The organism is Providencia heimbachae ATCC 35613, from assembly GCF_001655055.1.
Taxonomy (GTDB): domain Bacteria; phylum Pseudomonadota; class Gammaproteobacteria; order Enterobacterales; family Enterobacteriaceae; genus Providencia; species Providencia heimbachae.
Window position 1 is genome coordinate 1 of record NZ_LXEW01000032.1, and the last position, 23,568, is coordinate 23,568.

Consider the following 23,568-nt stretch of genomic DNA (forward strand, 5'->3'; position numbering starts at 1 on the left):
CCTCTTTTACCATTTGCTCTCGCGATTAACCGCCGACTTCACGGATAGGGCCTTGCCAATACGCAATACAGCAGACCTCCCTTTTTTTATTCTTACCAAACCGTCTATTTTATTGTCTTATCACCTTGATTAAAGACACCGCTTTCTCGTCAGGGGATCTCGCTATAGGGTTATACGACACTCATCTACAGAATTTATCTATTCTTTCTGACTATCTGCATTTTCGCCTAGCTGCAACTCGTATTGATTTAATTAGTTGAAGAAATTTTGATTACACTGACTATCTATTAATATTAATAATGATTAAGTGAAATTATTTTATTATTTAGGCATGCTTCTGAACGTAAAACTGATGGTTTAAAAATAATTATATTTAATAAAATATGAATGAAAAAACATTAACACTATAAATATCAATAGATAATGAAGTATCTATCTATTTTACAGATAAATAATAATGATATGGTTACTTGTTAGTGTTAATGAAATTAAGCATAAGTGAATTAAAATAGGTCAAAATTGTTAAATTGATGTTTCATTTTCATGGGTTTATACTATGCAATAAGTAATTATTTTAAATAAAATGATAGCATTATCGCTAAGGTTTACTTAATTAATCTCAATTTTCAAGGAAAGATCTTACCCGTTATAAGCTAAGTAACAAGCTAGGTTAGAACAAGCTTTATATAATTAACCATTTGTATTGCTTGTTAAAATTATTTATCAGAGGTGGATAAAATGAAAAAAATAAAAAGTGCGAATAATCAACTTTTTGACCAAATTTTGTCTGTAAACAAACAAAAAGAAAATGAATTCAATAATGGCCAGGATGGTGCAATCATTTTGTCACTGTTAATGATGTTTTTTATTCCCTTTCTTTTGCTAAATACGGCAAGACACTTTCTTTCAATCGATTATAGCTTCGGTGCAGCTGCAGGTATGCTAGCCTTAAGTGGATTAGTGACAGTTATTTTATATAAAAAATTCAATATTTCTTCTCGATTCGCTGAAAAAGGGCCTGTTTTAAATCAGTTACTGTCCCGTTATACACCTAAAAATAAAAGTGAATATCAAAAATTACAGGAAGAAAGGCAAGTTGATCCCCAAAATTTCTTTACTTTAGTTAATGACTGGGTCGAGGTTGAACGGCAATACTATTCAAAGTAAAGAGAGTTTGTGTTGAGGACTACTGAGTGTTGTGAATACTAAAAATCCCCGTTCTTATATAAGCCGGGGATTTGTTTTATTTAATAATTAACACTGCGATAGTGACTGCGCTTTATCATTGCCAATTCTTTCCAAAGAGGTAAGCAAGTTCTAAAGATTGCATTCTATTGAGTCGAGGATCACACAATGTTTGATATTTATGGGGGATATCGTTTGCATTGATCTCTTGAAGCCCACCAGTACATTCAGTGACATCTTGACCCGTCATTTCAAGATGGATCCCTCCCGGGTGTACTTTTGATGCTTTCAGTATGTCGAGAAATTGAATAACCTCATTATAGACGTCTGAAAAATATCTTGTTTTATACCCATTACTCGCACTTTTTGTATTACCGTGCATTGGGTCGATCATCCAAATAACGGGTGAACCGTGATATTTGACAGCTTCTAGTAACATGGGTAGTTTTTCTTTAATAACATCAATACCCATTCTGACAATAAGAATAATTTTTCCTAATTCTTGGTTTGGATTTAACTTACTAATCAATTTGATTAGTAAGTCACCGGTCATCTTTGGACCACATTTGATGCCTATTGGGTTTTCTATACCCCTAAGATATTCTATATGTGCCTGATCGATATTTCGTGTACGCTCGCCAACCCAAACCATGTGCGCTGAGCAGTTATACCACTTATGGTCACTTGAATCTTGTCTGGTCATTGCTTCTTCATAGGGTAGGAGTAATGCTTCATGGCTGATATACATCGGCTTTGCCAAGTTTTCTTTATTGGAAAGATAACCAACAGTTTTATATAAGCTCTCCAGAAAAGAGATATAGTGTGGCTACTCTGTTGAACCTGGGTACACTTTTATATTTAACTTATACTGATATTCAGGGTGTTCTGAGGAATTTATTGCTCTGATTAAATTCATCGTAGCTGATGAGTAGTGATATGCATTAAGCATCCGTTGGGGGTCAGGGGTACGGCTTTTTTCCGTGAAATCCAGCCCATTAATAATCTCTCCTCGATAGCTTGGTAGCTCTATACCTTCTTTTGTTTCAAAGGGGCTACTGCGTGGTTTCGCATATTGTCCTGCTATGCGACCTATTTGTATGATGGGGAGCTTGGTGGATTGATGTATTAACCCTGACATTTGGTTGAAAGTATAAATTAGATCACGGATCACTGTTGATTTGCAATTATCAAAAGATTCAGCACAATCTCCGCCTTGTAAGATAAAAGCTTTTCCATTTGTTGCCAAGCTTAATGTCTTTTTGAAGCTTCTTATTTCAGAAGCTAGTACCAAAGGCGGGTGGTTCTTTAATCGTGTCTGAAAGTAATCTAAAGCACATTGGTCGGGATATACTGGGTTTTTCTCAATAGGGAACCCCTTCCATGATGAAGGGCTCCATGATGTTTTGCTGCCGTTATTGGTGAAGGAAATATCGCCTTTATTGGGAATATAATCATGCTTTCCGGTAATAACGTCATAATCGTAAGAATGCAACATATTCACTCCTTAACAATAAAACTAGAGATATGACAACAAAGGCTTAGGCTTTATCTTGAGATGTATTCAGGTAAGTTTCAATAGAACCATTTTGTCTTGCTAGATAGTCTTCTCTGACAGGGGTATAGACATCAATAACTTTTGATGGCTCAAGTGCTTCGGCATCATGGGTTGCCCAAGAGGGAATAATAAAAGAATCGCCCGCATGTAAAAAGACTGTTCTACCGTCTACGGTTAGTCTTAAAGAACCGGTTAAGATAGTTGTTGCGGTTTCATGTTCATGAACATGTTCAGGAATAATTGCACCTGTTTTAAATGTCCAAAAAGCGATAGTAAAACCAGTGCCGTGAATAAACTTTGCTTGTATTTTACTATCTTCACCTTCGCTACGATTTAAATCCATATCGTAGGAGATCATTTCATTTGATAAATAGAGGCTCATATTGTGTCCTTGTAGTATATCCGGGATTCTTCATATTGCAGGTAATTGTCTACCTGCGGATTGAATTAGTTTGGATATAGATTAATAATTAATTGATTTTTGTATGAATAGAAAAACCCATCGGTACAGGGCCGAAGTCATGTAAGATAGTTAAACCATTATTATTTGCGGCTTTCAATGTTGTAATACAGGCGTCAACAGTTCCGTTTGCACACTGTAATGCAGATTCACTATTTGAATTAAATAAAATTGATTCTATATTTAAATTTAAGTTATTAACTTGAGATATTAAATCCTTAGGTGCAGGATGAGAGCCCACTTTATTTATTTTTTTTAAATCAGTAAATCGACTCGCAAATAACATATTATGTGTATCCATAACAAAGCAATCTGTTAGTTTTAATAAATTTAAATTTTTAAAAACAATGTTATGTAAATAGGGATAAACAATACAACCAAGTAAAATACAATTGTTATCACCTTTTATTTTTTCTACAGCCGCTTCAAGTGTCTCATGTAATATAATATCACCATGTAATTTTTTCTGTTCTAACCAGTAATGGGCTGCTTTTTCACAATTAGTATCTTTAGGGCCTAATGTATGGATGGTAAACATAATATTATTACCTCATATAAACTATATTCGTCCTGTTTCATTTATTAGCTCGGGCAATCGTTGTCCTGACTTTATTTTTTCTAGCATTGTATTTTCGGTTCTACTAATCAGTATTGCTGCATCAATAACTTGATCTATTAAATTAAATGGAATAACAACAGTTCCATTTGGGTCAGAGATAATTAAATCTCCGGTATGAATAATATTATCTTCAATTCGGCAGTGTGTGCCGGTTTCACTTACACAGTAAGCACCTTGCGTATCTGAGGGTATGATGTTACTTGCAATAACAGGGATATCTAATTCCTTAAGTTCATTAATATCTCTGACTGCACCACCTAAGATAATGGCATTAAACCCTAGCTTTTGGAAATAGGTACAGCTCATTCCTCCAGCTAAGGCTGCGTGCTTAATTAAATCACCTGCACCAGCCACATAGATTAATCCCTCTGCTGTTTTTAATTCAGGCACGAGGAATTGACTAACTTGTTCCCATGTTGATGGTTGCTTATCAATAATACTTTTTCCTTTTTTGACCAATTTCCATTGAACGGTATAAGCTTGGCCCACTGTATAATAATTATCTATATTCATAATAATAAATCAATGTAACTATTCGCCTATTGTTTAATTAAATAATGAAAATCAATGTGTTATTTAATGCAAAAAAAACGACTCATTGAGTCGTTTTTGTCGCGAGACTAAGAGAAAATTAGTGAGATTTACCTTGCTCAATACCTAAACCGATTTGAGAACGAACAAATTGCTCTTTAAAGCGCTCTCTTTCCATTTTCCCTTGCTCTGAATTATCAGTGATAGAGAAAAACCATGAGGCTAAAAAGGCGACTGCCATCGAAAATAAGGCAGGGTATTCGTATGGATAAATAGGTTTATCATGATGAAGGATGCCAACCCAAATAGTTGGTCCTAAGATCATTAAGATAACCGCGGTTAGCAAGCCTAACCAACCTCCAGCAAGTGCACCGCGAGTCGTCAGCTTACGCCAGTACATTGAAAGCAAAATTATAGGGAAGTTACAACTTGCCGCGATGGAGAATGCTAAGCCGACCATGAAGGCAATATTTTGTTTCTCAAACAAAATACCAAGGCCTATCGCAACAAAGCCTAAAATAACCACTGTAATTTTAGAAACTCTCAACTCATCTTTTTCATTTGCTTGACCATTTTTCATTGCCATTGCGTAAAGGTCATGAGACACCGCGGAAGCACCTGCAAGGGTTAATCCTGCAACTACCGCCAATATCGTGGCAAATGCAACGGCAGAAATAAAGCCTAAGAAGAATTTACCACCTACAGCATCAGCAAGATGTACTGCTGCCATATTTGTTCCACCAATTAAGGCGCCGGCTGCATCTTTAAAGGCTGGATTAGCACTGACTAGAACGATGGCACCGAAGCCAATAATAAAGGTTAATATATAGAAGTAACCAATAAAGCCAGTTGCATAAAATACACTCTTACGTGCTTCTTTTGCATCACTTACCGTGAAGAAGCGCATGATTATATGAGGTAAACCCGCAGTACCAAACATCAGTGCTAAACCAAGTGATAGTGCTGATATGGGATCAGAAACAAGTCCTCCTGGGCTCATGATGGACATGCCATTTTTATGAACTTCGACGGCTTCCTTGAACAGGGTATTGAAGTTAAAGCCAACATGTTTCATGACCATAACTGCCATGAATGTTGCACCAGCAAGCAAGAGGATTGCTTTGATGATTTGTACCCATGTTGTGGCGAGCATACCGCCAAACAAAACATAAAGAACCATTAAACAACCGACAATAACCACGGCAACATGGTAATTCAAACCAAATAGGAGCTCGATAAGTTTACCGGCGCCAACCATTTGAGCGATGAGATATAGTGCAACAACTACCAATGAACCCACAGCAGAAAGTATGCGAATAGGGCGTTGCTTTAATCGATAAGATGCTACATCTGCAAAAGTATAGCGACCAAGGTTACGTAAGCGTTCGGCAATGAGGAATAAAATAATTGGCCAACCGATTAAGAAACCGATGGAGTAGATTAAACCGTCATAACCCGAGGTATAAACAAGCGCAGAAATACCGAGGAATGATGCCGCAGACATAAAGTCACCTGCGATTGCCATCCCATTTTGAAAGCCGGTAATTTTTCCGCCAGCCGTATAGTAGTCAGAACGAGAGCGAGTTCTTTTAGATGCCCAATAGGTTATATAAAGTGTAAAACCTACGAACAATAGGAACATAACAATAGCTTCAATATTAACGGGTTGACGTTCAACATCTCCCGTTAGCGCATCAGAGAATGCGAGTGTGGAGGTAAAAAAGAGAATGATGGAGAGTAAGGCTTTCATTTTTCTACCTCTTGTAATATTTCTGCGGTTAAACGGTCATATTCACTGTTTGCTCGAATAACATAGAGCCCAGTCAAAACAAACGAAATAACAATTAGCCCAACACCAACAGGGATCCCCCGTGTGATATATGAGCCTTCTGAGATTGGCGTTCCTAGCCAACTGGGGTCAAAAGCGATGAGAAAGATAAAACCAACATACAGAATTAATGTTATTGCAGATAATAACCATGAAAAGCGACTACGTTTTCTGACCAATTCTTTAAAGCGAGGGTTATCCTCTACCTTTTTATAAGCAGTAGCATCCATCAGAGTTCTCCTCTGTTATTGTAGTATTGGTATACTCTTTTTCTTAAAAATACAGTTGATTGGGCTGCGCTTAACTACCCGACAAAATTCATCAGGGTATTTCACTTACCGTTTACTGCATTTGAATGATACTGAGTATTTATATGAAGGTCGCCACAAGGGCGACCCTTTAAGCTATGACATACTCATCGATTGTTTTTCTTCGAGTAGTTTTTCGACAACACCTGGATCGGCCAAAGTGGAAGTATCTCCAAAGTTACTGGTGTCTCCTGATGCAATTTTACGTAGGATCCGGCGCATGATTTTACCAGAGCGAGTTTTTGGCAAAGAATCTGTCCAATGTAGAACATCTGGCGTTGCGATTGGGCCAATTTCTTTACGTACCCAATTACGAACGTCGGTATAAAGCTCAGGAGTAGGCTCTACCCCAGATATCAAAGTGACATAAGCGTAGATTGCTTGCCCTTTGATATTATGAGGGATTCCAACTACCGCAGCTTCTGCAACTTTAGGATGTGAGACAAGTGCCGATTCAATTTCAGCGGTTCCTAAACGGTGCCCTGAAATATTCAATACGTCATCAACACGGCCTGTTATCCAGAAATAACCATCTTCATCACGACGCGCACCATCACCACTAAAGTACATACCTTTAAAGGTTGAGAAGTACGTTTGTTCAAAACGCTCATGGTCACCAAATAGAGTACGAGCTTGACCTGGCCACGAATCAATAATGACTAAGTTCCCGTCGGTTGCGCCTTCTAGTGGCTCACCCAGATTATCGACAAGTGCAGGACGTACTCCGAAGAAAGGTAAGGTTGCTGAGCCTGGTTTTAACATGGTAGCACCCGGAAGTGGGGTTATCATGAATCCACCTGTTTCAGTTTGCCACCATGTATCAACGACAGGGCAGCGACTATTACCAATCTTTTTATAGAACCACTCCCATGCTTCAGGGTTGATTGGTTCACCGACAGAACCCAGAATGCGCAGTGAGCTGCGGTCAGTTCCTTCAATCGCCTTATCGCCTTCAGCCATTAAGGCTCGAATAGCGGTTGGTGCGGTATACAGGATATTGACTTGATGTTTATCAACAATTTGGCTCATACGATTGACTGAAGGATAGTTTGGTACACCTTCAAACATTAAGGTTTTTGCACCATTCGATAATGGGCCATATAACAGGTAACTATGACCCGTTACCCAGCCAACATCGGCAGTACACCAGTAAACTTCTTCTGGATGGTAATCGAAGGTATATTTAAAGGTTAAGGTTGCATAAACAAGGTAGCCACCAGTGGTATGAAGAACCCCTTTAGGTTTGCCTGTTGAGCCAGAGGTATAGAGGATAAATAGCGGATCTTCTGCGTTTATCTCTTCCGGCGGGCAGTCGGCACTCACCCCTTCAATAACGTCATGCCACCAGAGATCACGGCCTTCAACCCAGCTAGGCGCATTACCTGTGCGACGATAAACAATGACATTGGATACTGATGTGACTTGTGGATTTTTCAGTGCATCATCAACATTCTTTTTCAACGGAATGGCGCGGCCAGCACGTAACCCTTCATCTGATGTGATAATGAGCTTAGCTTTACAGTCAATAACACGGCCGGATACCGCTTCAGGGGAGAAGCCAGCAAAAATAACCGTGTGAATTGCACCGATACGAGCACAAGCTAGCATTGCAACGGCGGCTTCAACTACCATTGGCATGTAAATAGCGATAACATCGCCTTTACGGATACCTTGTTTTTTTAATACGTTAGCAAACTGGCAAACATCATGATGCAGTTCGCGGTAAGTGACATGTTTTGATGATGAGGGATCATCACCTTCCCAAATGATTGCTGTTTGGTCGCCTTTTTCAGCCAGATGACGATCCAAGCAGTTTGCACTTAAATTTAAAGTGCCATCTTCAAACCAACGGATATCGATATGCCCGGGGTCGAAAGAAGTATTCTTGACACGGGTATACGGTTTTATCCAATTAACGATTTTTCCTTTTTCGCCCCAAAATCCTTCAGGGTCTTGAATCGAGCGTTGGTACTCATCGTTGTACTGTTGTTCGTTTATCAGGGCATTTTTTGCAATTTCAGCAGGAACCGGATGTTTTGTTATTTGAGTCATATTCTTATCTCCTTGCAGATGTTAATACTATGTCAAAAAATGGTTAACTAAAGCAGGAAATATAAATTTGTTTTTCTTTTGCGCGGAAGATCACGTATTAATTGCAACGAGATTTGCAGGATTATCATTTGATGCTAATTGCTGGATTGATATAAAAAACTAAAAATATAGAAATTGGCAAAATTAAAGAAAAACAAAAGGGATTAAAATTGGTATTAGTTACTGAATAAACTAACTCTAATAGCGGATGAGAAAGACCACTATATTTTTGTGGGTTTGATAATGATTTTCATTAACAGTAAAATAACTATAATGGTAGTTATTCACAAGGTGATAGTTATTCACAAGGGGCGAGTACATACCCATGAACCTTGTGTTGATATAAGTAACGTCGTGGTATGTACCTAAAATAATTCAAGTCACTGGAGACAATAATATGAGTTATACATTACCTGCTTTACCTTATGCTTATGATGCACTGGAACCTCATTTTGATAAGCAAACGATGGAAATCCACCACACTAAGCACCATCAAACTTATGTGACTAATACAAATACAGCGTTAGAAAAATTACCGGAACTCGCCGGTCTAGATATCGATGTATTGATTCAAAAGCTAGATCAAATCCCAGCGGATCAACGTACTTTTGTACGTAACAATGCGGGTGGTCATTCAAACCACAGCATGTTCTGGAAAGGCTTGAAGCTGAATACAGAACTTAAAGGTGAGCTGAAAGCAGCGATTGAGCGCGATTTCGGTAGCGTTGATGCATTTAAAGAATTATTCGAGAAAGCAGCTGCGACTCGTTTCGGTTCTGGTTGGGCGTGGCTGGTACTGAAAGATGATGGTAAATTAGCCGTTGTTTCAACCGCAAACCAAGATAACCCATTAATGGGTGAAGCCATTTCAGGTACTTCTGGTTACCCAATTATCGGTCTTGATGTATGGGAACACGCATATTACCTGAAATTCCAAAACCGTCGCCCAGACTACATTAAAGCTTTCTGGTCAGTGGTAAACTGGGATGAAGCTGCAACACGTTTTGCAGAAAAAACAAAGTAATTCAAACATAATTACTCAAAATTTGTAAATAAACGCGGCTAATATTAGGCCGCGTTTTTTGTTTATCAGCCAAAAGATATATCCTTACAGATCATTGTTATCTCTAACTCCATTCTTTATGATGAAAGTTCTTTCGTACTCGCCTTGTAGGAATAGGAAGTTAAGTCATGAAAATTCATCCCCAAGTTTTTATCGGTAAAGTCCAAGCAACATCTCATTGTGGTCAAAGTGCTATCCATAAGCGTGAGGCTGATGGTTTACTGACATTAGGTCAATTAGGCCTTGAGGGTGATGAACAGGCTGAGAAACGTTTTCATGGCGGTCCTGATAGGGCGCTTTGCCAATATCCACGAGAGCATTACTCTTTTTGGCTAAATGCCTATCCAGAATTGGATGATTTATTTATGCCTTCGGCCTTTGGTGAAAACATTTCGACCCAAAATATGACGGAAGAAAATGTGTTTATCGGTGATATTTTTGCATGGGGTGATGCGCGTATTCAAGTAACTCAACCGCGTTCCCCTTGCTATAAGCTCAATGGATTAACGGGTATTGAAAATTTTGCCCAAGTGATGCAAGAAACGGGGCGCTGTGGCTGGTTGTATCGCATTATTAAAACAGGCACCGTCAGTGTAGATACGCCAATTCAATTATTGAGCCGCAATAGCGATGTTTCTGTAAAAGAGGCAATAATGATTGCCTTTCATGCCCCTTATGATGAAGAACTGTATCAACGCCTTTTGTCTGCGGCGGGTTTGTCTGCAAGTTGGAGCTTAACGATGCAAAATCGATTGGATAATCATCGTATTGAAGAGTTTTCTCATCGTTTATTTGGCCGACGAGGCTAATGCATTCGAGATACCACGCTGAGTAAGCTGTTGGTACAAGAATATAGCCGAGAGGCCATAATGCGCGATAAATACAAAAATCTTCATAGAAATTGAGTTTATTTCGCTAGTCAGTGGATAAATACAATATGCAATATGATTTAAATGACCTCTATTATTATGTAAAAGTAGTGGAACATGGCGGTTTTTCACAAGCGGGCCTCGCACTTGGCATCCCAAAATCAAAATTAAGTCGACGCGTTGCTGATTTAGAACAAAAACTGAAAGTGTCACTTATTTATCGTTCAACACGTCAATTTCATGTAACGGATATCGGGCAAGTATTTTATCAGCAGTGTAAAAATGTCATTGATGAGGCAGAAATTGCCCATGAGTTAATTTGCTCGGTACAGTCTCATCCTAAAGGCACTATCAAATTGTCATGCCCTGTCGCTTTATTACAGGTTTATCTCAATGATCTACTTATCGATTTTATGGTGCAATATCCAGATATTGATATTCAAATTTTAGCGGTAAATCGCCCTGTTGATGTGATTAGTGAGGGGCTAGATTTAGCATTACGGGTACGTTCATTGCCATTGGATGATTCAGGATTGATGATGAAAGTCCTTGGATATTCACGCAGAATATTAGTAGCTAGCCCTTTGTTATTTAAGGATAAAGGTGTTATTGAAGAGCCTGAAATGCTGGTGGATTACCCCATGCTTGCGAATACTGAGCATTCGCAAAGCTATAGTCTGACACTGAAAAATAGTGAGGAGTTGAGTTTTACCCAACACTTTACGCCAAAACTGGCAACCACAGATGTTATGACGCTTTATCGCGCTGCATTAAAGGGGATTGGTATTGCTAGGCTACCTTATGGTGTTGTTGAAAATGAATTGAACACGGGTGAGTTGGTTGAGGTTTTACCTGAGTGGAGGTTTGCTGAAGATATTATTCATGCAGTGTATCCATCGCGTAAGGGATTACTGCCAGCAGTACAGTTATTATTAAACTATCTTGCGGATAATATCTCTCCAGCGGTGAAATAAAATATTCCCCAGTTGTTTTGAACTGGGGAATATAAGTTAGTGGTCTTCTGGAATCCGGCCAAATTTACCGCTATTAAAATCATTAACAGCTTCAATAATTTCTTGGTCGCTATTCATAACAAATGGGCCGTAACCCACAACTGGCTCATCGATAGGTTCGCCACTTAAAAATAGCACCAATGTATCTTCCGTCGCTTCCAGTATGATATTGCTATCACTGTTATCGAGGATCATCAGTTCACCCTCATTCAAACTGGCTCGTCCATCAACAAATAGCGACCCGCGTAGCATGACTAAACCTACATGACGACCAGGTTTGGTTTGCAATCCAACGGTTTTACCTTTATTGAGTTGAAGATCCCAAACATCCAGTGATGTAAAGGTACGTGCAGCACCCTTGTTACCTAAGTAGTCACCTGCAATAACACGTAATGTACCTGCTTCATTAGGTAAAGTGATTTTTGGTATCCCATGACTTTGCAGTAATTGATAGCCGGGATCCGCTGATTTATCCTTCGCCGGCAAGTTAACCCACAATTGAACCATATCAAGAGTACCGCCATTTTTCATAAAATCATCTGACTGATACTCTTGGTGTAAAATTCCAGATGCTGCCGTCATCCATTGCACATCACCGGGGCCGATAACGCCCCCTTTTCCAGTTGAATCATGGTGTGCAACTTCGCCATCGTAGACGATAGTGACGGTTTCAAAGCCTCTGTGTGGGTGCTCACCAACCCCTCTGTTTTCTGCACTGGAGCTTGGGAAGTCAAATGGTCCCGCTCTATCAAGTAAGATAAAGGGATTTAAGTATTTCCCATGGTTACTGTAGGTAAACATTGAACGAACTGGGAAACCATCGCCGACCCAATGACTACGAGGGGATTTGTAGATACCGATGATCTTTTTCATGGTCTTACTCCTAATTCTGTTTTGATGGATAAATAATAAAGGAGTAAAACGTGCTGGAGTAGTGGCAAAAATAGATTTCATTGTTTCAATAATAGGACAATATGGGGTGATAGCATTATTCTATTTATAGAACGGTGTTTATCAAAACTCGGACTACTCAGTGTAAAAGTGATGTATTAATCTAAATAGCATGAAAAAGAGCCAGTCAGTGTTCTATTTTCTAACTTAAATAGATTTCATCATTTTATTGCTAGAGAGGTTTTATCATGAGTATTCCCGCAAATTTTAATGGTCAACGCCCAGTTATTAATCCAGATGATGCTGTCATGTTATTGATAGACCACCAAAGTGGTTTATTCCAAACCGTTGGTGATATGCCAATGACGGAACTTCGTGCTAGAGCCTCTGTGCTTGCCAAAATGGCGTCACTTGCCAATATCCCAGTCATCACGACGGCTTCTGTGCCTCAAGGACCCAATGGCCCATTGATTCCTGAAATTCATCAAAATGCACCACATGCTCAATATATTGGTCGCCGTGGTGAAATTAATGCTTGGGATAACCCTGAATTTGTTGCTGCGGTAAAAGCGACAGGTAAAAAACAGCTTATTATTGCTGGAACAATTACCAGCGTTTGTATGGCTTTTCCTGCGATTAGTGCGGTTGCTGATGGTTACCAAGTTTTTGTTGTGATTGATGCTTCAGGTACTTACAGCAAAATGGCGCAAGAAATTACCTTAGCGCGTGTTGTCCAAGCGGGTGTTGTACCGATGGATACTGCGGCAGTTGCCTCTGAATTACAAAAAACGTGGAACCGTGAAGATGCGGGTGAATGGGCTCAAGCGTATACGCAAATTTTCCCTGCTTATCAGCTGCTTATTGAGAGCTATAGCAAGGCACAAGAGGTGTTGAAAAACAATGAGCAGCTAGATTCACAGAAATAATACGTTATCGACTCATAACGAACTTACGAATTAAAACGACTCGCTCTATTTCAAGCTGTAGGTATTTTGAGGTAAAGCGAGTTTTAATAAAATGATTTTTAGGAAAAACAGAATGAAAAAGCTCGTATTACCTTTATTGGCTTCCCTATTTTGATAAGTAAATATATATTTTAAATTAAGGGTAACGATTTTGGTTGGCAAGTATAAACCCAAGCGGGTGGAAAATTGCGGTATACACGCTGTTTGGTAAAGTTGAAATAACGTTCAAACATGGGTTCGCAGCTTTGTGTATACTGAAATAATACAAAAACACCTTTTTTTTGAGTTAAGCATTCTCTGACTTTTTTGAGTATTTTCATACTTGTTTTTTTATCTAAGGAACGAAATGGAATACCTGAAATAATGGCATGATATTCACCAGAAAGATGTTCTGCTGAACGATGATTAATAACTATTCGTCGGTCATCAATTTTTTGTAGTAATTCAATAAAATCATCATTTATTTCATAAACATTTAATGATGTCTCAAATGTGCCTTTCTGCAAAATATGCTTAGTGATAACACCATCTCCAGCGCCGATTTCTGCAATATGAATATCATGTTCCCAATCAATATTATTAAGGATTGCATCACATAACCAATAGGATGAGGGCATGATGGTGCCCATTTTAGTTGGGGATGCAATAAAATTTTTCATGTAGAGCGTATATGGATTGAGCGAATTAAATAAAAATTTTTTCATATAATTAAACCTCTTAAAGGGGCTGGATGAATATTTTTATTTACCCAGAAGTGGGAAGGCCGCATTCATTACAGAACTTATCTTCTGATTTTATTATCGTACGACATTGTCGACATTGCAGGATATTACGGTACAGCTTGTCAATTCTGTCATCACTATATTGCTTATCTCCATGACCTGATGATTGACCATGTTTAGATGAACGACCAGACTTTGAATGGCGTAAATTTTTACCTGTTCCAAATAATCGACTGAGAAATGACATAAGTAACCCTCCGTTATTTATCTAGCTCACAGTAAGTATAAACCCTAAAGTTAACTCTAGACGCAATGATTAATGCATGCGATTACAATTAATTACAATGTTTACGTAATATAAAATAAGTAGAAAGAAGGTGAGCGTTGCGGAATAAGAGGCATAAAAAAACGGGGAAGTTATTTCCCCGTTTTATCATTTTTTCAGATTAATTATAGCTGAGGGCGTTTTACAAAACCGATAGCCTCATAGACCTTATCAAGGGTTTCTTGAGCGCGAGCAGCGGCTTTGGTTGCGCCTTCATCCATGATTTGGTTCAGTAGCGCTTCATCGTTACGGAATCCCTGGTAGCGCACTTGTAGCGTGGTGAGCATACTTGAAACGGCATCTGCAACCGCACCTTTTAGGTGACCGTACATTTGACCTTCAAACTCGGCTTCCAATTCGTCGATTTTTTTGCCTGTCACACCCGCGAGGATATCAAGCAAGTTAGAGACACCTGCTTTATTTTCAATATCATAACGAACGCGAGGTGGCTCTTCCGAGTCAGTCATGGCCCGTTTGATCTTCTTCGCTGCGGCTTTCGGATCTTCCAATAAAGCAATGACGTTATTGCGGTTATCATCTGACTTTGACATTTTTTTAGTTGGGTCTTGCAGAGCCATAACGCGTGCACCGCCACCCGTTGGGATAAATGGATCTGGTACGGTGAAAATATCACCATAAATAGCATTGAAGCGCTGGGCAATATCACGACTCAATTCAAGGTGTTGTTTTTGGTCAATACCAACAGGCACTTGATTTGTTTGATAAATTAGGATGTCTGCTGCCATTAAAACAGGATAATCAAATAGCCCTGCATTGATATTTTCTGCGTGACGTGCTGACTTGTCCTTAAACTGCGTCATACGGCTTAATTCACCGAAATAGGTGTAGCAGTTCAGTGCCCAGCTAAGTTGCGCATGTTGTGGGACATGAGATTGAACAAAAATAGTGCTTTTTTTCGGGTCAATGCCACAAGCGAGATAGAGCGCTAGTGTATCGAGAGTGCGTTTACGCAGTTCATTAGGGTCTTGGCGAACGGTAATCGCGTGCTGGTCTACGATACAATAAATGCAATCATAATCATCTTGCATTTGTACCCACTGACGCAATGCACCCATATAGTTACCGATGGTTAATTCACCGGAAGGCTGTGCGCCGCTGAATACGATAGGTTTTTGGGATGACTTTGATTTTTCAGTGGGAGTACTCATTTCTATAATGTCCTTTCTTATTTTATTTCAGGTATACCTTTAGTCCTTCAATTTGCTTGGATGCTCCATTCGCTCAGCTTCCCGAGTTGTAGAGCTTACCTATGCTTATCGGCTATCGTTTCTGCGCCTACAAGCAAATTGAATTATTTGGAGTATAAACCGATCGTTGGCAACAGTTCTGAGAAGTGTGTTAATACACAATCAGGTTCACTAAGAGCAATTGATTCACCGTAGTTATAGCCGTAGGTCAGGCCAACACATGGACATCCCGCACTCTGCGCAGCAATAATATCATTACGAGAATCACCGACAAACAGCAATTCTTCTTTGCGTAAACCAAATTGCCCCATCACTAAGTAAAGTGGGGCGGGATGTGGTTTTAATGCTTTAACATCGTTACCACCGAGTACCAGTGAAAAGTACTTATCTATGCCTAATTCCTTTAGAAGAGGGGCAATAAATGGTGTAGGTTTATTGGTGACGATAGCAAGAGGAAGGTCGCTTTTTGCCAGTATGTCGAGGGTTTCTTTGACTTCAGGGAACAATTGGCTGCCTGTCATTACGGAAACGGCATAATGCTGAGCAAAACTTTCCCGAGCTAATTTTTGCAATTCAGGTGTTATTGCTGCCCCAGCCCATTTTAGCGCTCGATCAACGAGAATATCACCACCATTACCAACCCAAACGGAAATAAGCTCTTTACCCGCAGGTGAAAAGCCGAGTTCCTTCAGCATGTTGTCTATGGCTTCGGCTAAACCACTCGCACTGTCGACAAGTGTGCCGTCTAAATCAAAAGCGATTGCTTTGATATTCTCTAAAACCACTTGTGTCATTGAGATACCTTTTTCAGTTCTTTGCGCATTTCATCGATGACCGTTTTGTAGTCAGGCTGATCGAAGATTGCAGAACCTGCAACAAAAGTATCCGCGCCTGCAGCCGCGATTTCAGCAATATTGTTAACTTTGACACCACCATCGACTTGTAAGCGAATATCATAGCCACTTTCATCAATCAATTTACGGACTTGGCGCAATTTATTGAGTGTTTGAGGAATAAACGATTGGCCACCAAAACCTGGATTGACTGACATGAGTAAGATCATATCAACTTTATCCATCACATATTCAAGGTAGCTCAAAGGCGTTGCAGGGTTAAATACCAGCCCTGCGGTACAACCTTGCTCTCTGATCAATTGCAGAGTTCTATCGATATGTTCACTTGCTTCTGGGTGAAAGCTAATATGGCTTGCACCTGCTTTCGCAAAATCAGGAATGATCCGGTCAACCGGTTTTACCATCAAGTGAACATCAATAGGTGCTGTGATACCGTAATTACGTAAGGCTTTGCAGATAGGCGCTCCAAACGTTAGATTTGGAACATAATGGTTATCCATCACATCAAAGTGAACGGTATCCGCGCCGGCAGCGAGTACTTTTGCGGTGTCTTCGCCTAAACGAGCAAAGTCAGCAGATAAAATAGATGGGGCAATGAGAAAATCTTTCATAATTGTCTCCGATTATTAATCGTTATCTGAGAGCCGTTTCGCGCTAGGTTCAAGGCTTGGAGTATTGATGTTTTCAGCATTACTAGGAGAAAGGCTATTAGGTGCTCTCGCATATAAAGCCAGTAACTCATTGACCTTAGTGCGGTTTAATATGTTTCTACTAATGGTTCTACGTACTTTGACGATATGCAACTGAGCTTGATGATACCACTGTCGAGTCAGAGGGGTATCATGATTTGAGATCAGAACGGGTATTTTGCCCACAGATGACAACTGGTTAGCTAATAAAGCCAAATTTTGTTGCTCTACGGCATTAAATGAATTGGTATGATATGCCGTGAAATTTGCGGTCTCTGATAAAGGCGCATAAGGGGGATCGCAGTAAATAACGGACCCTTCTTTTGCATTGAGCAGCGTTTCATTGTAATGCTGCGTCAGAAATGTGGCTTTTTGCGATTTTTCGGCAAACCACAATAATTCATCTTTAGGGAAGTAAGGTTTTTTATAACGACCGAAAGGAACGTTAAATTCACCGCGTGAATTATAACGACATAATCCATTATAGCAGTGACGATTAAGATACAAAAAAAGGACACTACGCCTTTTTGTATCTGTCGATTTGTTAAATTCTTCACGCATCTGATAATACTGTTCTGAGGTATTAAATTCGGGTGTGAAGATCTGCTGTGCTTCTTCGATAAAAGAATCAGTGCGATATTTAACTGTATTGTAGAGATTGATGAGGTCACTATTAATGTCAGCCAGTATGTAAGAATCATAACTGGTGTTTAAAAACACTGACCCTGCACCAACAAAGGGCTCGATTAAGCAATCACCTTGTGGAAGATGTTTTTTGATTTCTTCCACAAGTGGGTACTTACCCCCAGCCCATTTTAAAAAAGCGCGTTTTTTTTTCATGCCGTCTTATAATTACAATCGTTTAGAGTAACAACTTTATACTCTGTCAGGACAACATAATGCGCCCGGGGGAAAACGTTGTTATTTTTGATCCTGTTTAACTTGTTTCATGTTTCTCACCCACGGTTTTTTTGCTTGAACAGAGGTGGGTAAAGTGGCTATCGCATTTTTTGCGTCAGTTACTGAGCTATAGTTTCCGTGAATGAGCACATACCAAGTTTGGCCATTACGAATAGTTTTATAGACTTTATAATTTGCCAGTTTGTTTTCTTTGGCAAAAGCTTCTAGTGTGTCAGAGCGACTAGCACTACTCAATTGCAGTGTGTAGCTACCTGAAGGCGCAGCCGCTGAGCTTCCACTTTGGCTACTGCTTGCTGTGGTTGATTTTGCAGGCTGTTTGGTTTGAACTGGCGCTTTAGGTTCAACCGCTTTAGGTGGTGTTCTTTCGGGTGTGACAGGAGTGGTCACAGGTTGCTGTTCAGCGGGTTTTATCGCCGGTGGTGTCAGTGGTGTGACATTTTGTGGTGTCGTTATGCCTTGAGTTGGCATTTGGCCTTGATTAAGGGCATCAGCAACATCACCAGGGATCTCAATTCGTTCACCAAGGCCGGTTTGCTGTGGTGGCAAGTTACCCTGTGTTGGGGTAGGCGTAATTTGTGTACCTGTAAGTTCTTGAGCTTGACCTTGAGTGTTCGTCAACGATGAGGAGTTCGATAAATCAATATTACGCTCATTTGAGCTATCAGATTGTAACTTCTCATGTTCTGTTGGTGCTTTTAGGGCTGAACTGATCGCAATGATTAATAGCAATAAAACAAGAACACCGACACCAATCATGATGTGCTGGCGTGATAGTGCTATTTTTGGCTTTGTCGTTGCTGGTTGGCGAGAACGCCCTGTTGGTCTATCTGATGTATCAGGCCTTAAATCATTTTGTACTTGAGGCTGATTATCTGGTTTAAATTCGTCCATTTTCCTCTCCCGAATAAAGTTCGCCTGTAGTAGAGATAAAATGTCTCTTATCATTACGACCTTTTCACGACCAAGCAGTGTATCGCCGCTGTCTTTCAAAGGATAGATTCTTTAGCAATTTCATACGAATTTCAATGAGATTGCGGCTATATCTAAGAGTTTCGTCTGTAGGTACTAGGCATGCCATATAATTTAACGAGTTTAGCACATATCTACCAGCAACATTTTAAAACACCCTTAAATATTCAGGGCTTTTACATGCGCTTGTTGATTACGATTAATTTTAGTGTTTTTTAAGACATGCAGGAAGATATCGCTGCGATGACAATCTGGGCTTCAACATCTGAACGCACTTCAGAGTGCCCAATCGTGGTGGGTAAAACTAAATGTAACTTTCCACCCATAACTTTTTTGTCTCGCATCATATGAGGCAGGTAGTCATCAGGCTTCATTTGAGATGGGCCGGTGACGGGAAGTTGTGCTCGCTCTAGTAGAGCGATGACTCTTTGTGTCTGTGCTGGTGTGAAATTACCGATAAGTTCAGCGGTTTTTGCTGCCATGACCATACCAGCAGCAACGGCTTCACCGTGTAGCCACACGCCATAACCCATTTCGGCTTCGATAGCATGGCCAAAAGTGTGGCCGAGATTCAGTAATGCTCTGTATCCACTGGTCTCTTTTTCATCTGCGGCAACGACGTGTGCTTTTAACTCACAGCAACGACGAATGCAGTAAGCCATTGCTTTATCGTCAAGTTGCATTAATGCGTCGATGTTATCTTCTAACCAGCTAAAAAACTCACCATCAAGGATGATGCCATACTTGATGACCTCAGCAAGGCCAGAAGAGAGCTCTCTTTTTGGTAAGGTTTTTAAACAATCAAGATCGATAATGACAGATGCGGGTTGATAAAATGCACCAATCATATTTTTACCCAATGGATGGTTAACGGCTGTTTTGCCACCAACAGATGAATCCACTTGGGATAACAAGGTCGTCGGCACTTGAATAAAGCGCACGCCTCGTTGATAACTTGCGGCTGCAAAGCCGGTTAAGTCACCGATGACCCCCCCACCAAGAGCGATGAGGGTAGTGTCACGGTTATGGTGTTTTTCAAGTAATGCGGTAAAAACATCATTCATGATAAATAAAGACTTATACTGTTCTCCATCGGGTAAAGTGATCGAATCTACTTTTACACCTGATGATTCAAGTACTTGCTTTATTTTATCTAAATAAATAGGCGCAAGTGTTTCATTTGTCACTATCATTGCCCGTTGACCCGCAGTTAATGGCCAAAATGCATCGGTTTGGTTATATAAACCGGGTGCAATATTGATTGGATAACTGCGTTCATCCAGAGTAACAGTGACTTTTTCCATCTTGCTTTTACCTTGAATTGATTACGTATGAAAATAACCCAATGGTTAATTAATTTTTTTCCAACAACTCAATAATTTGGCTTGCAACAACCTTTGCACTTTGCTCATCAGTATGAATCGTGATGTCTGCAATTTCTTCGTACATAGGATTGCGTTCAGATGCCAATTTCTCAAGAACTTCACGTGCGGGTTCATCCACTTGTAAAAGAGGACGTTTTTTATCACGCTGTGTTCTAGAAAGCTGTTTCTCAATGTTGGTTTCAAGATAAACAACAACGCCACGAGCCGATAAGCGATTGCGGGTTTCTTTTGACTTAACAGAACCGCCACCCGTCGCTAATACAATGCCCTGTTTTTCGGTGAGTTCATTGATGATTTTTTCTTCGCGATCGCGGAAGCCTTCCTCACCTTCTAGGTCGAATACCCAACCTACATCTGCACCGGTGCGTTTTTCTATCTCGTGATCAGAGTCGAAAAACTCCATATTAAGCTGTTGAGCCAACTGACGACCAATAGTACTTTTTCCAGCACCCATCGGTCCAACCAGAAAGATATTGCGTTTCTCTGCCATGTTTTTTGGTATTACTACGATTATTCGTTAATGATCACCCGCCCCGCCAATCGAACTAGCGGCGGGACCTAAACTGAAACCTCATTAGTGATGATGTGAGATCAGATGAGAAAATTATCTCAACACATCAACCTGAATTGCAACTATATAAATGAGGCACTAAGTGAACAAAGTGCCTCAACTTATGTTACTGGTTTCTATATTTGAGCCGTTTACAATGTCTAACGCGTTGTTTAGCATGAGATTTAACAGTTTTTAAATTTTGCCATGAGCATTTAATTACTGTTAATTCTGAAGCAAATTTATTGTGACTAGTTTATAAGCGGCTGATAGCTTGTTCTTTAATCTACCGATAGTTAGAACACTCAATGGATAACCTTGTATGCTAAAACGGCGTCAGCGTCAAATTTATCCGGCAGGTTTATGTCATAAAAAATAATATTTTCATCAATCTTTTGCTTTTTACTCGTTCAACTGGTTGAAGTATAGACATTATTTTATTAGTGCTAAATATTGATGAGTTTTGGGGTAATAAAAACCACAAGAACTCTTCTATCGATATGCTCAGCACTGTTTGTAAATAAAGATCCTAAAATGGGTAAATGGGAGAGGAAGGGTAATCCTGTTTCTGTTTTTTCTTGTTTTTGTTGAAAAATTCCACCGAGGATCAGTGTTTCATTATTTTTAATGGTGACCGAAGTGGCGATTTCTTGCTTGTTTATCGCTAAATGATGGTTTTGGCTACTGGTTAATGCGGTGTCTGGAGAGTTATGGCTAATTTTGAGTGTTAACTCAATTTTTTCATCGCGAAAAATGGTGGGAGTCACATCCATACCCAGTACCGCATCTTTGAATTGAACGTGCGTTTTCTTTTCACTGCTGGTGACATAAGGAATTTCAGTCCCTTGTTGAATGCTCGCGGGCTGTTTGTGGGATGCCATCAATCGTGGGCTAGCAATAATAGAAAGTAAATTTTCTTTTTCGAGTGCATTGAGTTTCATTTCAAGCAATCCTTCGCCTAACCTTAACATGTTGAACGAAAATTGACCTGGAACTGAATTATAACGATTGTATTTATTATGATGACTCTTTGTTGAACTGCCGGCCAACATTCCCCATTCAAGCCCCAGCTCCTGCAATGCGGTTCGGCTACTGCTAATAATATGGGCTGTAATCTGAACTTGCTGTTGTGGGATATCTTTTTGTTTTAACCACTCTGCAATCAGTGATAATCGCGCTTGGCTATCTTTTATCAGTAAGCTATTCGTTATGTCATCATGATGAACGGTGGATAAACTTGATAATAGAGACATACTGGGCTGTATGAGTTGTTGAGCAACTTCTTTGGCATCAATGGAGACTAATTTAAATATTTTTTCGACCAATACAGCCTTGGATTGGTTGGTTTTTGTTAGCAATAAAGTTTGTACTTCATTGGTTTCTGAAAGAGGTATAAAGGGATCACGTATCTCTTGCCCGTGAGCAGACAAAATAATTAAGAAAGAGAGTATTCCCGCACTAAGAAATTTAGTCTTCATCGCTGTTTTCATCCTTGATAAATGCATTATTATTTAGAAATGAGATTGAGAGAGTTGCTGTTAGCTTATGCTCTTTAGGTTTGATATTAATTTCGGAGAATAACCATAGTCTTCCAGCATATTGTAATGTGACTGATTGAATAAATTGGAAAATATCATTATAGCTACCTTGAATGTCGAGTTGATAAGTATGGTTATATTCGGCTGCTGAATGGTGTGGTCGTAATTGATTGAGTGTGATATTCGATTGGATGATAAGCGTTTGCAGCTGTGCAATAAAAATGAAAGGATCATGGTTTAATTCAGCGTTTAGGGATAACTCACTAATTTTTTCATTGAGTTGAGATAGTGAAGGTGATTGGTGAATAAATTGCTTATCTTGGTGAATGCTGCCCATCAACAGTTTATTTTCTTTTTCAAATTGCACACATTGCTGCTCTCTGTCATCCCAATAGCTGAAATAATACCCAATAATGCATAAGAAAATGATTAAGCAAATAAATAATATTTGTTGCCAGAGTGGGCGATACCAAAAAGTATGAGCCGTCTCATTCATGGGCTTCCTCCTGATATACGGCACTCAAATATAAATGATTTAAGTTTTTTACTCGGCTGAGTTTTTTCAGGTGAATTTGACTCAGTAGACGGCTACTTTCTAATTGAAGAACCAGTTTATTCATCTCTTGAAAATGGTAGCTATGTGCTTTTATCTCAAGATGATTTTGCAATAATTTGAATGAGCCTAACCAGCTTTTGGTGGGTGTTATTGTGGGAAGCGCTTGTAACAGTTCAAGTAGTGCATGATTGCGCTGAGTATATTTATTGATCACCTGTCTTTGGGTGATGAGTTGTTCAAGATACTTTTGCTTGTCGATCAGCAGTAACTTTAATTGTTCCGTTTGTTGTTGCTGAAGATTATGGTTGTACAAATTGGATTCTAAATGCTGCAGTTTAATATATTGAAGGAATGCTAAATAGCTACAGCTGATGATTGCTAAAATTGTAATTATTACCGTCAATGCTATAAATCGACGCTTTAGCGTGGTTATGTGTTTTTTCCGCCATGGTAAAAAATTAACTTGATACATA

At 39.5% G+C, this 23,568-nt stretch carries 24 protein-coding genes and 1 pseudogene; 5 read left to right on the top strand and 20 right to left on the bottom strand.

Annotated features, from left to right (window positions below; all coding sequences use genetic code 11):
* Positions 1-738 precede the first annotated feature (738 nt).
* The gene (locus M998_RS10955; protein WP_068908846.1) at positions 739-1,167 is read left to right on the top strand and encodes a hypothetical protein; all 429 of its coding nucleotides are present in this window, start codon (positions 739-741) and stop codon (positions 1,165-1,167) included.
* Positions 1,168-1,282: 115 nt separating this feature from the next.
* On the opposite strand, the pseudogene M998_RS10960 reads toward M998_RS10955, so the two are convergent.
* The 7 genes and pseudogenes from M998_RS10960 to acs all read right to left on the bottom strand — a co-directional run bounded on the left by M998_RS10960 (position 1,283) and on the right by acs (position 8,538).
* Positions 1,283-2,680, bottom strand: a pseudogene (locus M998_RS10960) (3-deoxy-7-phosphoheptulonate synthase class II).
* A gap of 43 nt (positions 2,681-2,723) precedes the next feature.
* Positions 2,724-3,122 carry a cupin domain-containing protein gene (locus M998_RS10965; protein ID WP_068439015.1) on the bottom strand — a complete coding sequence of 133 codons (399 nt, stop codon included), beginning with the start codon at positions 3,120-3,122 and terminating at the stop codon, positions 2,724-2,726.
* 88 nt (positions 3,123-3,210) lie between these two features.
* Entirely contained in the window at positions 3,211-3,738 is a 528-nt protein-coding gene (locus tag M998_RS10970) for a prephenate dehydratase domain-containing protein (protein WP_068439012.1), read from the bottom strand.
* A gap of 21 nt (positions 3,739-3,759) precedes the next feature.
* Positions 3,760-4,332, bottom strand: coding sequence for an RraA family protein (locus M998_RS10975; protein WP_068908848.1), 573 nt, complete (start codon positions 4,330-4,332; stop codon positions 3,760-3,762).
* A gap of 118 nt (positions 4,333-4,450) precedes the next feature.
* Positions 4,451-6,100: a cation/acetate symporter ActP gene (gene actP / locus M998_RS10980; protein WP_068439008.1), complete on the bottom strand. Its 1,650-nt coding sequence runs from the start codon at positions 6,098-6,100 to the stop codon at positions 4,451-4,453.
* The gene (locus tag M998_RS10985; RefSeq protein ID WP_068439006.1) at positions 6,097-6,408 is read right to left on the bottom strand and encodes a DUF485 domain-containing protein; all 312 of its coding nucleotides are present in this window, start codon (positions 6,406-6,408) and stop codon (positions 6,097-6,099) included. Before M998_RS10985 ends, actP begins: the two co-directional genes overlap by 4 nt.
* Before the next feature lie 174 nt (positions 6,409-6,582).
* The gene (gene acs, locus M998_RS10990) at positions 6,583-8,538 is read right to left on the bottom strand and encodes an acetate--CoA ligase (RefSeq protein WP_068439004.1); all 1,956 of its coding nucleotides are present in this window, start codon (positions 8,536-8,538) and stop codon (positions 6,583-6,585) included.
* Between the two features lie 436 nt (positions 8,539-8,974).
* Here acs and sodA point away from each other — a divergent pair, with 436 nt between their 5' ends.
* The 3 genes from sodA to M998_RS11005 all read left to right on the top strand — a co-directional run bounded on the left by sodA (position 8,975) and on the right by M998_RS11005 (position 11,483).
* Positions 8,975-9,601: a superoxide dismutase [Mn] gene (gene sodA, locus M998_RS10995; protein WP_068439002.1), complete on the top strand. Its 627-nt coding sequence runs from the start codon at positions 8,975-8,977 to the stop codon at positions 9,599-9,601.
* Between the two features lie 167 nt (positions 9,602-9,768).
* The gene (yiiM, locus tag M998_RS11000) at positions 9,769-10,449 is read left to right on the top strand and encodes a 6-hydroxyaminopurine reductase (protein ID WP_068908850.1); all 681 of its coding nucleotides are present in this window, start codon (positions 9,769-9,771) and stop codon (positions 10,447-10,449) included.
* 128 nt (positions 10,450-10,577) lie between these two features.
* A complete protein-coding gene (locus tag M998_RS11005; RefSeq protein ID WP_068438998.1) occupies positions 10,578-11,483 on the top strand; it encodes a LysR substrate-binding domain-containing protein in 906 nt (301 codons plus the stop codon).
* 36 nt (positions 11,484-11,519) lie between these two features.
* On the opposite strand, the gene M998_RS11010 is transcribed toward M998_RS11005, so the two are convergent.
* Entirely contained in the window at positions 11,520-12,395 is an 876-nt protein-coding gene (locus M998_RS11010; protein WP_068908852.1) for a pirin family protein, read from the bottom strand.
* Between the two features lie 266 nt (positions 12,396-12,661).
* Here M998_RS11010 and M998_RS11015 point away from each other — a divergent pair, with 266 nt between their 5' ends.
* The gene (locus M998_RS11015; protein ID WP_068908854.1) at positions 12,662-13,339 is read left to right on the top strand and encodes a hydrolase; all 678 of its coding nucleotides are present in this window, start codon (positions 12,662-12,664) and stop codon (positions 13,337-13,339) included.
* A gap of 170 nt (positions 13,340-13,509) precedes the next feature.
* Here M998_RS11015 and M998_RS11020 read toward each other — a convergent pair whose 3' ends face one another.
* The 12 genes from M998_RS11020 to M998_RS20085 all read right to left on the bottom strand — a co-directional run bounded on the left by M998_RS11020 (position 13,510) and on the right by M998_RS20085 (position 23,567).
* Positions 13,510-14,082, bottom strand: coding sequence for a class I SAM-dependent methyltransferase (locus tag M998_RS11020; RefSeq protein WP_068908855.1), 573 nt, complete (start codon positions 14,080-14,082; stop codon positions 13,510-13,512).
* A 40-nt stretch (positions 14,083-14,122) separates the two neighbouring features.
* A complete protein-coding gene (locus M998_RS19315; protein ID WP_074379438.1) occupies positions 14,123-14,347 on the bottom strand; it encodes a hypothetical protein in 225 nt (74 codons plus the stop codon).
* A 203-nt stretch (positions 14,348-14,550) separates the two neighbouring features.
* Complete coding sequence (trpS, locus tag M998_RS11025) at positions 14,551-15,594, bottom strand: tryptophan--tRNA ligase (RefSeq protein ID WP_068908857.1); 1,044 nt, start codon at positions 15,592-15,594, stop codon at positions 14,551-14,553.
* Positions 15,595-15,737: 143 nt separating this feature from the next.
* Positions 15,738-16,427 (bottom strand): phosphoglycolate phosphatase, encoded by a 690-nt coding sequence (locus tag M998_RS11030; RefSeq protein ID WP_068908859.1) that lies wholly within the window; start codon positions 16,425-16,427, stop codon positions 15,738-15,740.
* Entirely contained in the window at positions 16,424-17,098 is a 675-nt protein-coding gene (rpe, locus tag M998_RS11035) for a ribulose-phosphate 3-epimerase (protein ID WP_068908861.1), read from the bottom strand. The genes M998_RS11030 and rpe overlap by 4 nt, the downstream gene beginning before the upstream one ends.
* Before the next feature lie 15 nt (positions 17,099-17,113).
* Entirely contained in the window at positions 17,114-18,016 is a 903-nt protein-coding gene (dam, locus tag M998_RS11040) for an adenine-specific DNA-methyltransferase (RefSeq protein WP_068438987.1), read from the bottom strand.
* Between the two features lie 81 nt (positions 18,017-18,097).
* Positions 18,098-18,988 carry an SPOR domain-containing protein gene (locus M998_RS11045; protein ID WP_068438986.1) on the bottom strand — a complete coding sequence of 297 codons (891 nt, stop codon included), beginning with the start codon at positions 18,986-18,988 and terminating at the stop codon, positions 18,098-18,100.
* 293 nt (positions 18,989-19,281) lie between these two features.
* Positions 19,282-20,370, bottom strand: a complete 1,089-nt coding sequence (gene aroB, locus M998_RS11050) for a 3-dehydroquinate synthase (RefSeq protein WP_068908864.1) — start codon at positions 20,368-20,370, stop codon at positions 19,282-19,284.
* A gap of 49 nt (positions 20,371-20,419) precedes the next feature.
* A complete protein-coding gene (gene aroK, locus M998_RS11055) occupies positions 20,420-20,941 on the bottom strand; it encodes a shikimate kinase AroK (protein WP_068438981.1) in 522 nt (173 codons plus the stop codon).
* A gap of 506 nt (positions 20,942-21,447) precedes the next feature.
* Positions 21,448-22,479, bottom strand: a complete 1,032-nt coding sequence (locus M998_RS11060) for a secretin GspD/PilQ domain-containing protein (RefSeq protein ID WP_068908866.1) — start codon at positions 22,477-22,479, stop codon at positions 21,448-21,450.
* Positions 22,469-23,035 carry a hypothetical protein gene (locus tag M998_RS11065; protein ID WP_068908868.1) on the bottom strand — a complete coding sequence of 189 codons (567 nt, stop codon included), beginning with the start codon at positions 23,033-23,035 and terminating at the stop codon, positions 22,469-22,471. The genes M998_RS11060 and M998_RS11065 overlap by 11 nt, the downstream gene beginning before the upstream one ends.
* On the bottom strand, positions 23,028-23,567 hold the full coding sequence (locus M998_RS20085; protein ID WP_068908870.1) for a PilN domain-containing protein: 540 nt from the start codon (positions 23,565-23,567) through the stop codon (positions 23,028-23,030). The genes M998_RS11065 and M998_RS20085 overlap by 8 nt, the downstream gene beginning before the upstream one ends.
* Position 23,568 lies beyond the last annotated feature (1 nt).

What these genes read in the sequence shown, in the direction of transcription:
- M998_RS11015 (WP_068908854.1), top strand. Translation starts at nt 12,662, where the DNA reads ATGAGTATTCCCGCAAATTTTAATGGTCAACGCCCAGTTATTAATCCA.
- rpe (WP_068908861.1), bottom strand. Translation starts at nt 17,098, where the DNA reads ATGAAAGATTTTCTCATTGCCCCATCTATTTTATCTGCTGACTTTGCT.
- trpS (WP_068908857.1), bottom strand. Translation starts at nt 15,594, where the DNA reads ATGAGTACTCCCACTGAAAAATCAAAGTCATCCCAAAAACCTATCGTA.
- acs (WP_068439004.1), bottom strand. Translation starts at nt 8,538, where the DNA reads ATGACTCAAATAACAAAACATCCGGTTCCTGCTGAAATTGCAAAAAAT.
- M998_RS11060 (WP_068908866.1), bottom strand. Translation starts at nt 22,479, where the DNA reads ATGAAGACTAAATTTCTTAGTGCGGGAATACTCTCTTTCTTAATTATT.
- aroK (WP_068438981.1), bottom strand. Translation starts at nt 20,941, where the DNA reads ATGGCAGAGAAACGCAATATCTTTCTGGTTGGACCGATGGGTGCTGGA.
- M998_RS10955 (WP_068908846.1), top strand. Translation starts at nt 739, where the DNA reads ATGAAAAAAATAAAAAGTGCGAATAATCAACTTTTTGACCAAATTTTG.
- M998_RS11005 (WP_068438998.1), top strand. Translation starts at nt 10,578, where the DNA reads ATGCAATATGATTTAAATGACCTCTATTATTATGTAAAAGTAGTGGAA.
- M998_RS11065 (WP_068908868.1), bottom strand. Translation starts at nt 23,035, where the DNA reads ATGAATGAGACGGCTCATACTTTTTGGTATCGCCCACTCTGGCAACAA.
- M998_RS10970 (WP_068439012.1), bottom strand. Translation starts at nt 3,738, where the DNA reads ATGTTTACCATCCATACATTAGGCCCTAAAGATACTAATTGTGAAAAA.
- M998_RS10965 (WP_068439015.1), bottom strand. Translation starts at nt 3,122, where the DNA reads ATGAGCCTCTATTTATCAAATGAAATGATCTCCTACGATATGGATTTA.
- yiiM (WP_068908850.1), top strand. Translation starts at nt 9,769, where the DNA reads ATGAAAATTCATCCCCAAGTTTTTATCGGTAAAGTCCAAGCAACATCT.
- M998_RS20085 (WP_068908870.1), bottom strand. Translation starts at nt 23,567, where the DNA reads ATGTATCAAGTTAATTTTTTACCATGGCGGAAAAAACACATAACCACG.
- M998_RS10985 (WP_068439006.1), bottom strand. Translation starts at nt 6,408, where the DNA reads ATGGATGCTACTGCTTATAAAAAGGTAGAGGATAACCCTCGCTTTAAA.
- M998_RS11030 (WP_068908859.1), bottom strand. Translation starts at nt 16,427, where the DNA reads ATGACACAAGTGGTTTTAGAGAATATCAAAGCAATCGCTTTTGATTTA.
- M998_RS11010 (WP_068908852.1), bottom strand. Translation starts at nt 12,395, where the DNA reads ATGAAAAAGATCATCGGTATCTACAAATCCCCTCGTAGTCATTGGGTC.
- M998_RS19315 (WP_074379438.1), bottom strand. Translation starts at nt 14,347, where the DNA reads ATGTCATTTCTCAGTCGATTATTTGGAACAGGTAAAAATTTACGCCAT.
- sodA (WP_068439002.1), top strand. Translation starts at nt 8,975, where the DNA reads ATGAGTTATACATTACCTGCTTTACCTTATGCTTATGATGCACTGGAA.
- M998_RS11020 (WP_068908855.1), bottom strand. Translation starts at nt 14,082, where the DNA reads ATGAAAAAATTTTTATTTAATTCGCTCAATCCATATACGCTCTACATG.
- M998_RS10975 (WP_068908848.1), bottom strand. Translation starts at nt 4,332, where the DNA reads ATGAATATAGATAATTATTATACAGTGGGCCAAGCTTATACCGTTCAA.
- actP (WP_068439008.1), bottom strand. Translation starts at nt 6,100, where the DNA reads ATGAAAGCCTTACTCTCCATCATTCTCTTTTTTACCTCCACACTCGCA.
- aroB (WP_068908864.1), bottom strand. Translation starts at nt 20,370, where the DNA reads ATGGAAAAAGTCACTGTTACTCTGGATGAACGCAGTTATCCAATCAAT.
- dam (WP_068438987.1), bottom strand. Translation starts at nt 18,016, where the DNA reads ATGAAAAAAAAACGCGCTTTTTTAAAATGGGCTGGGGGTAAGTACCCA.
- M998_RS11045 (WP_068438986.1), bottom strand. Translation starts at nt 18,988, where the DNA reads ATGGACGAATTTAAACCAGATAATCAGCCTCAAGTACAAAATGATTTA.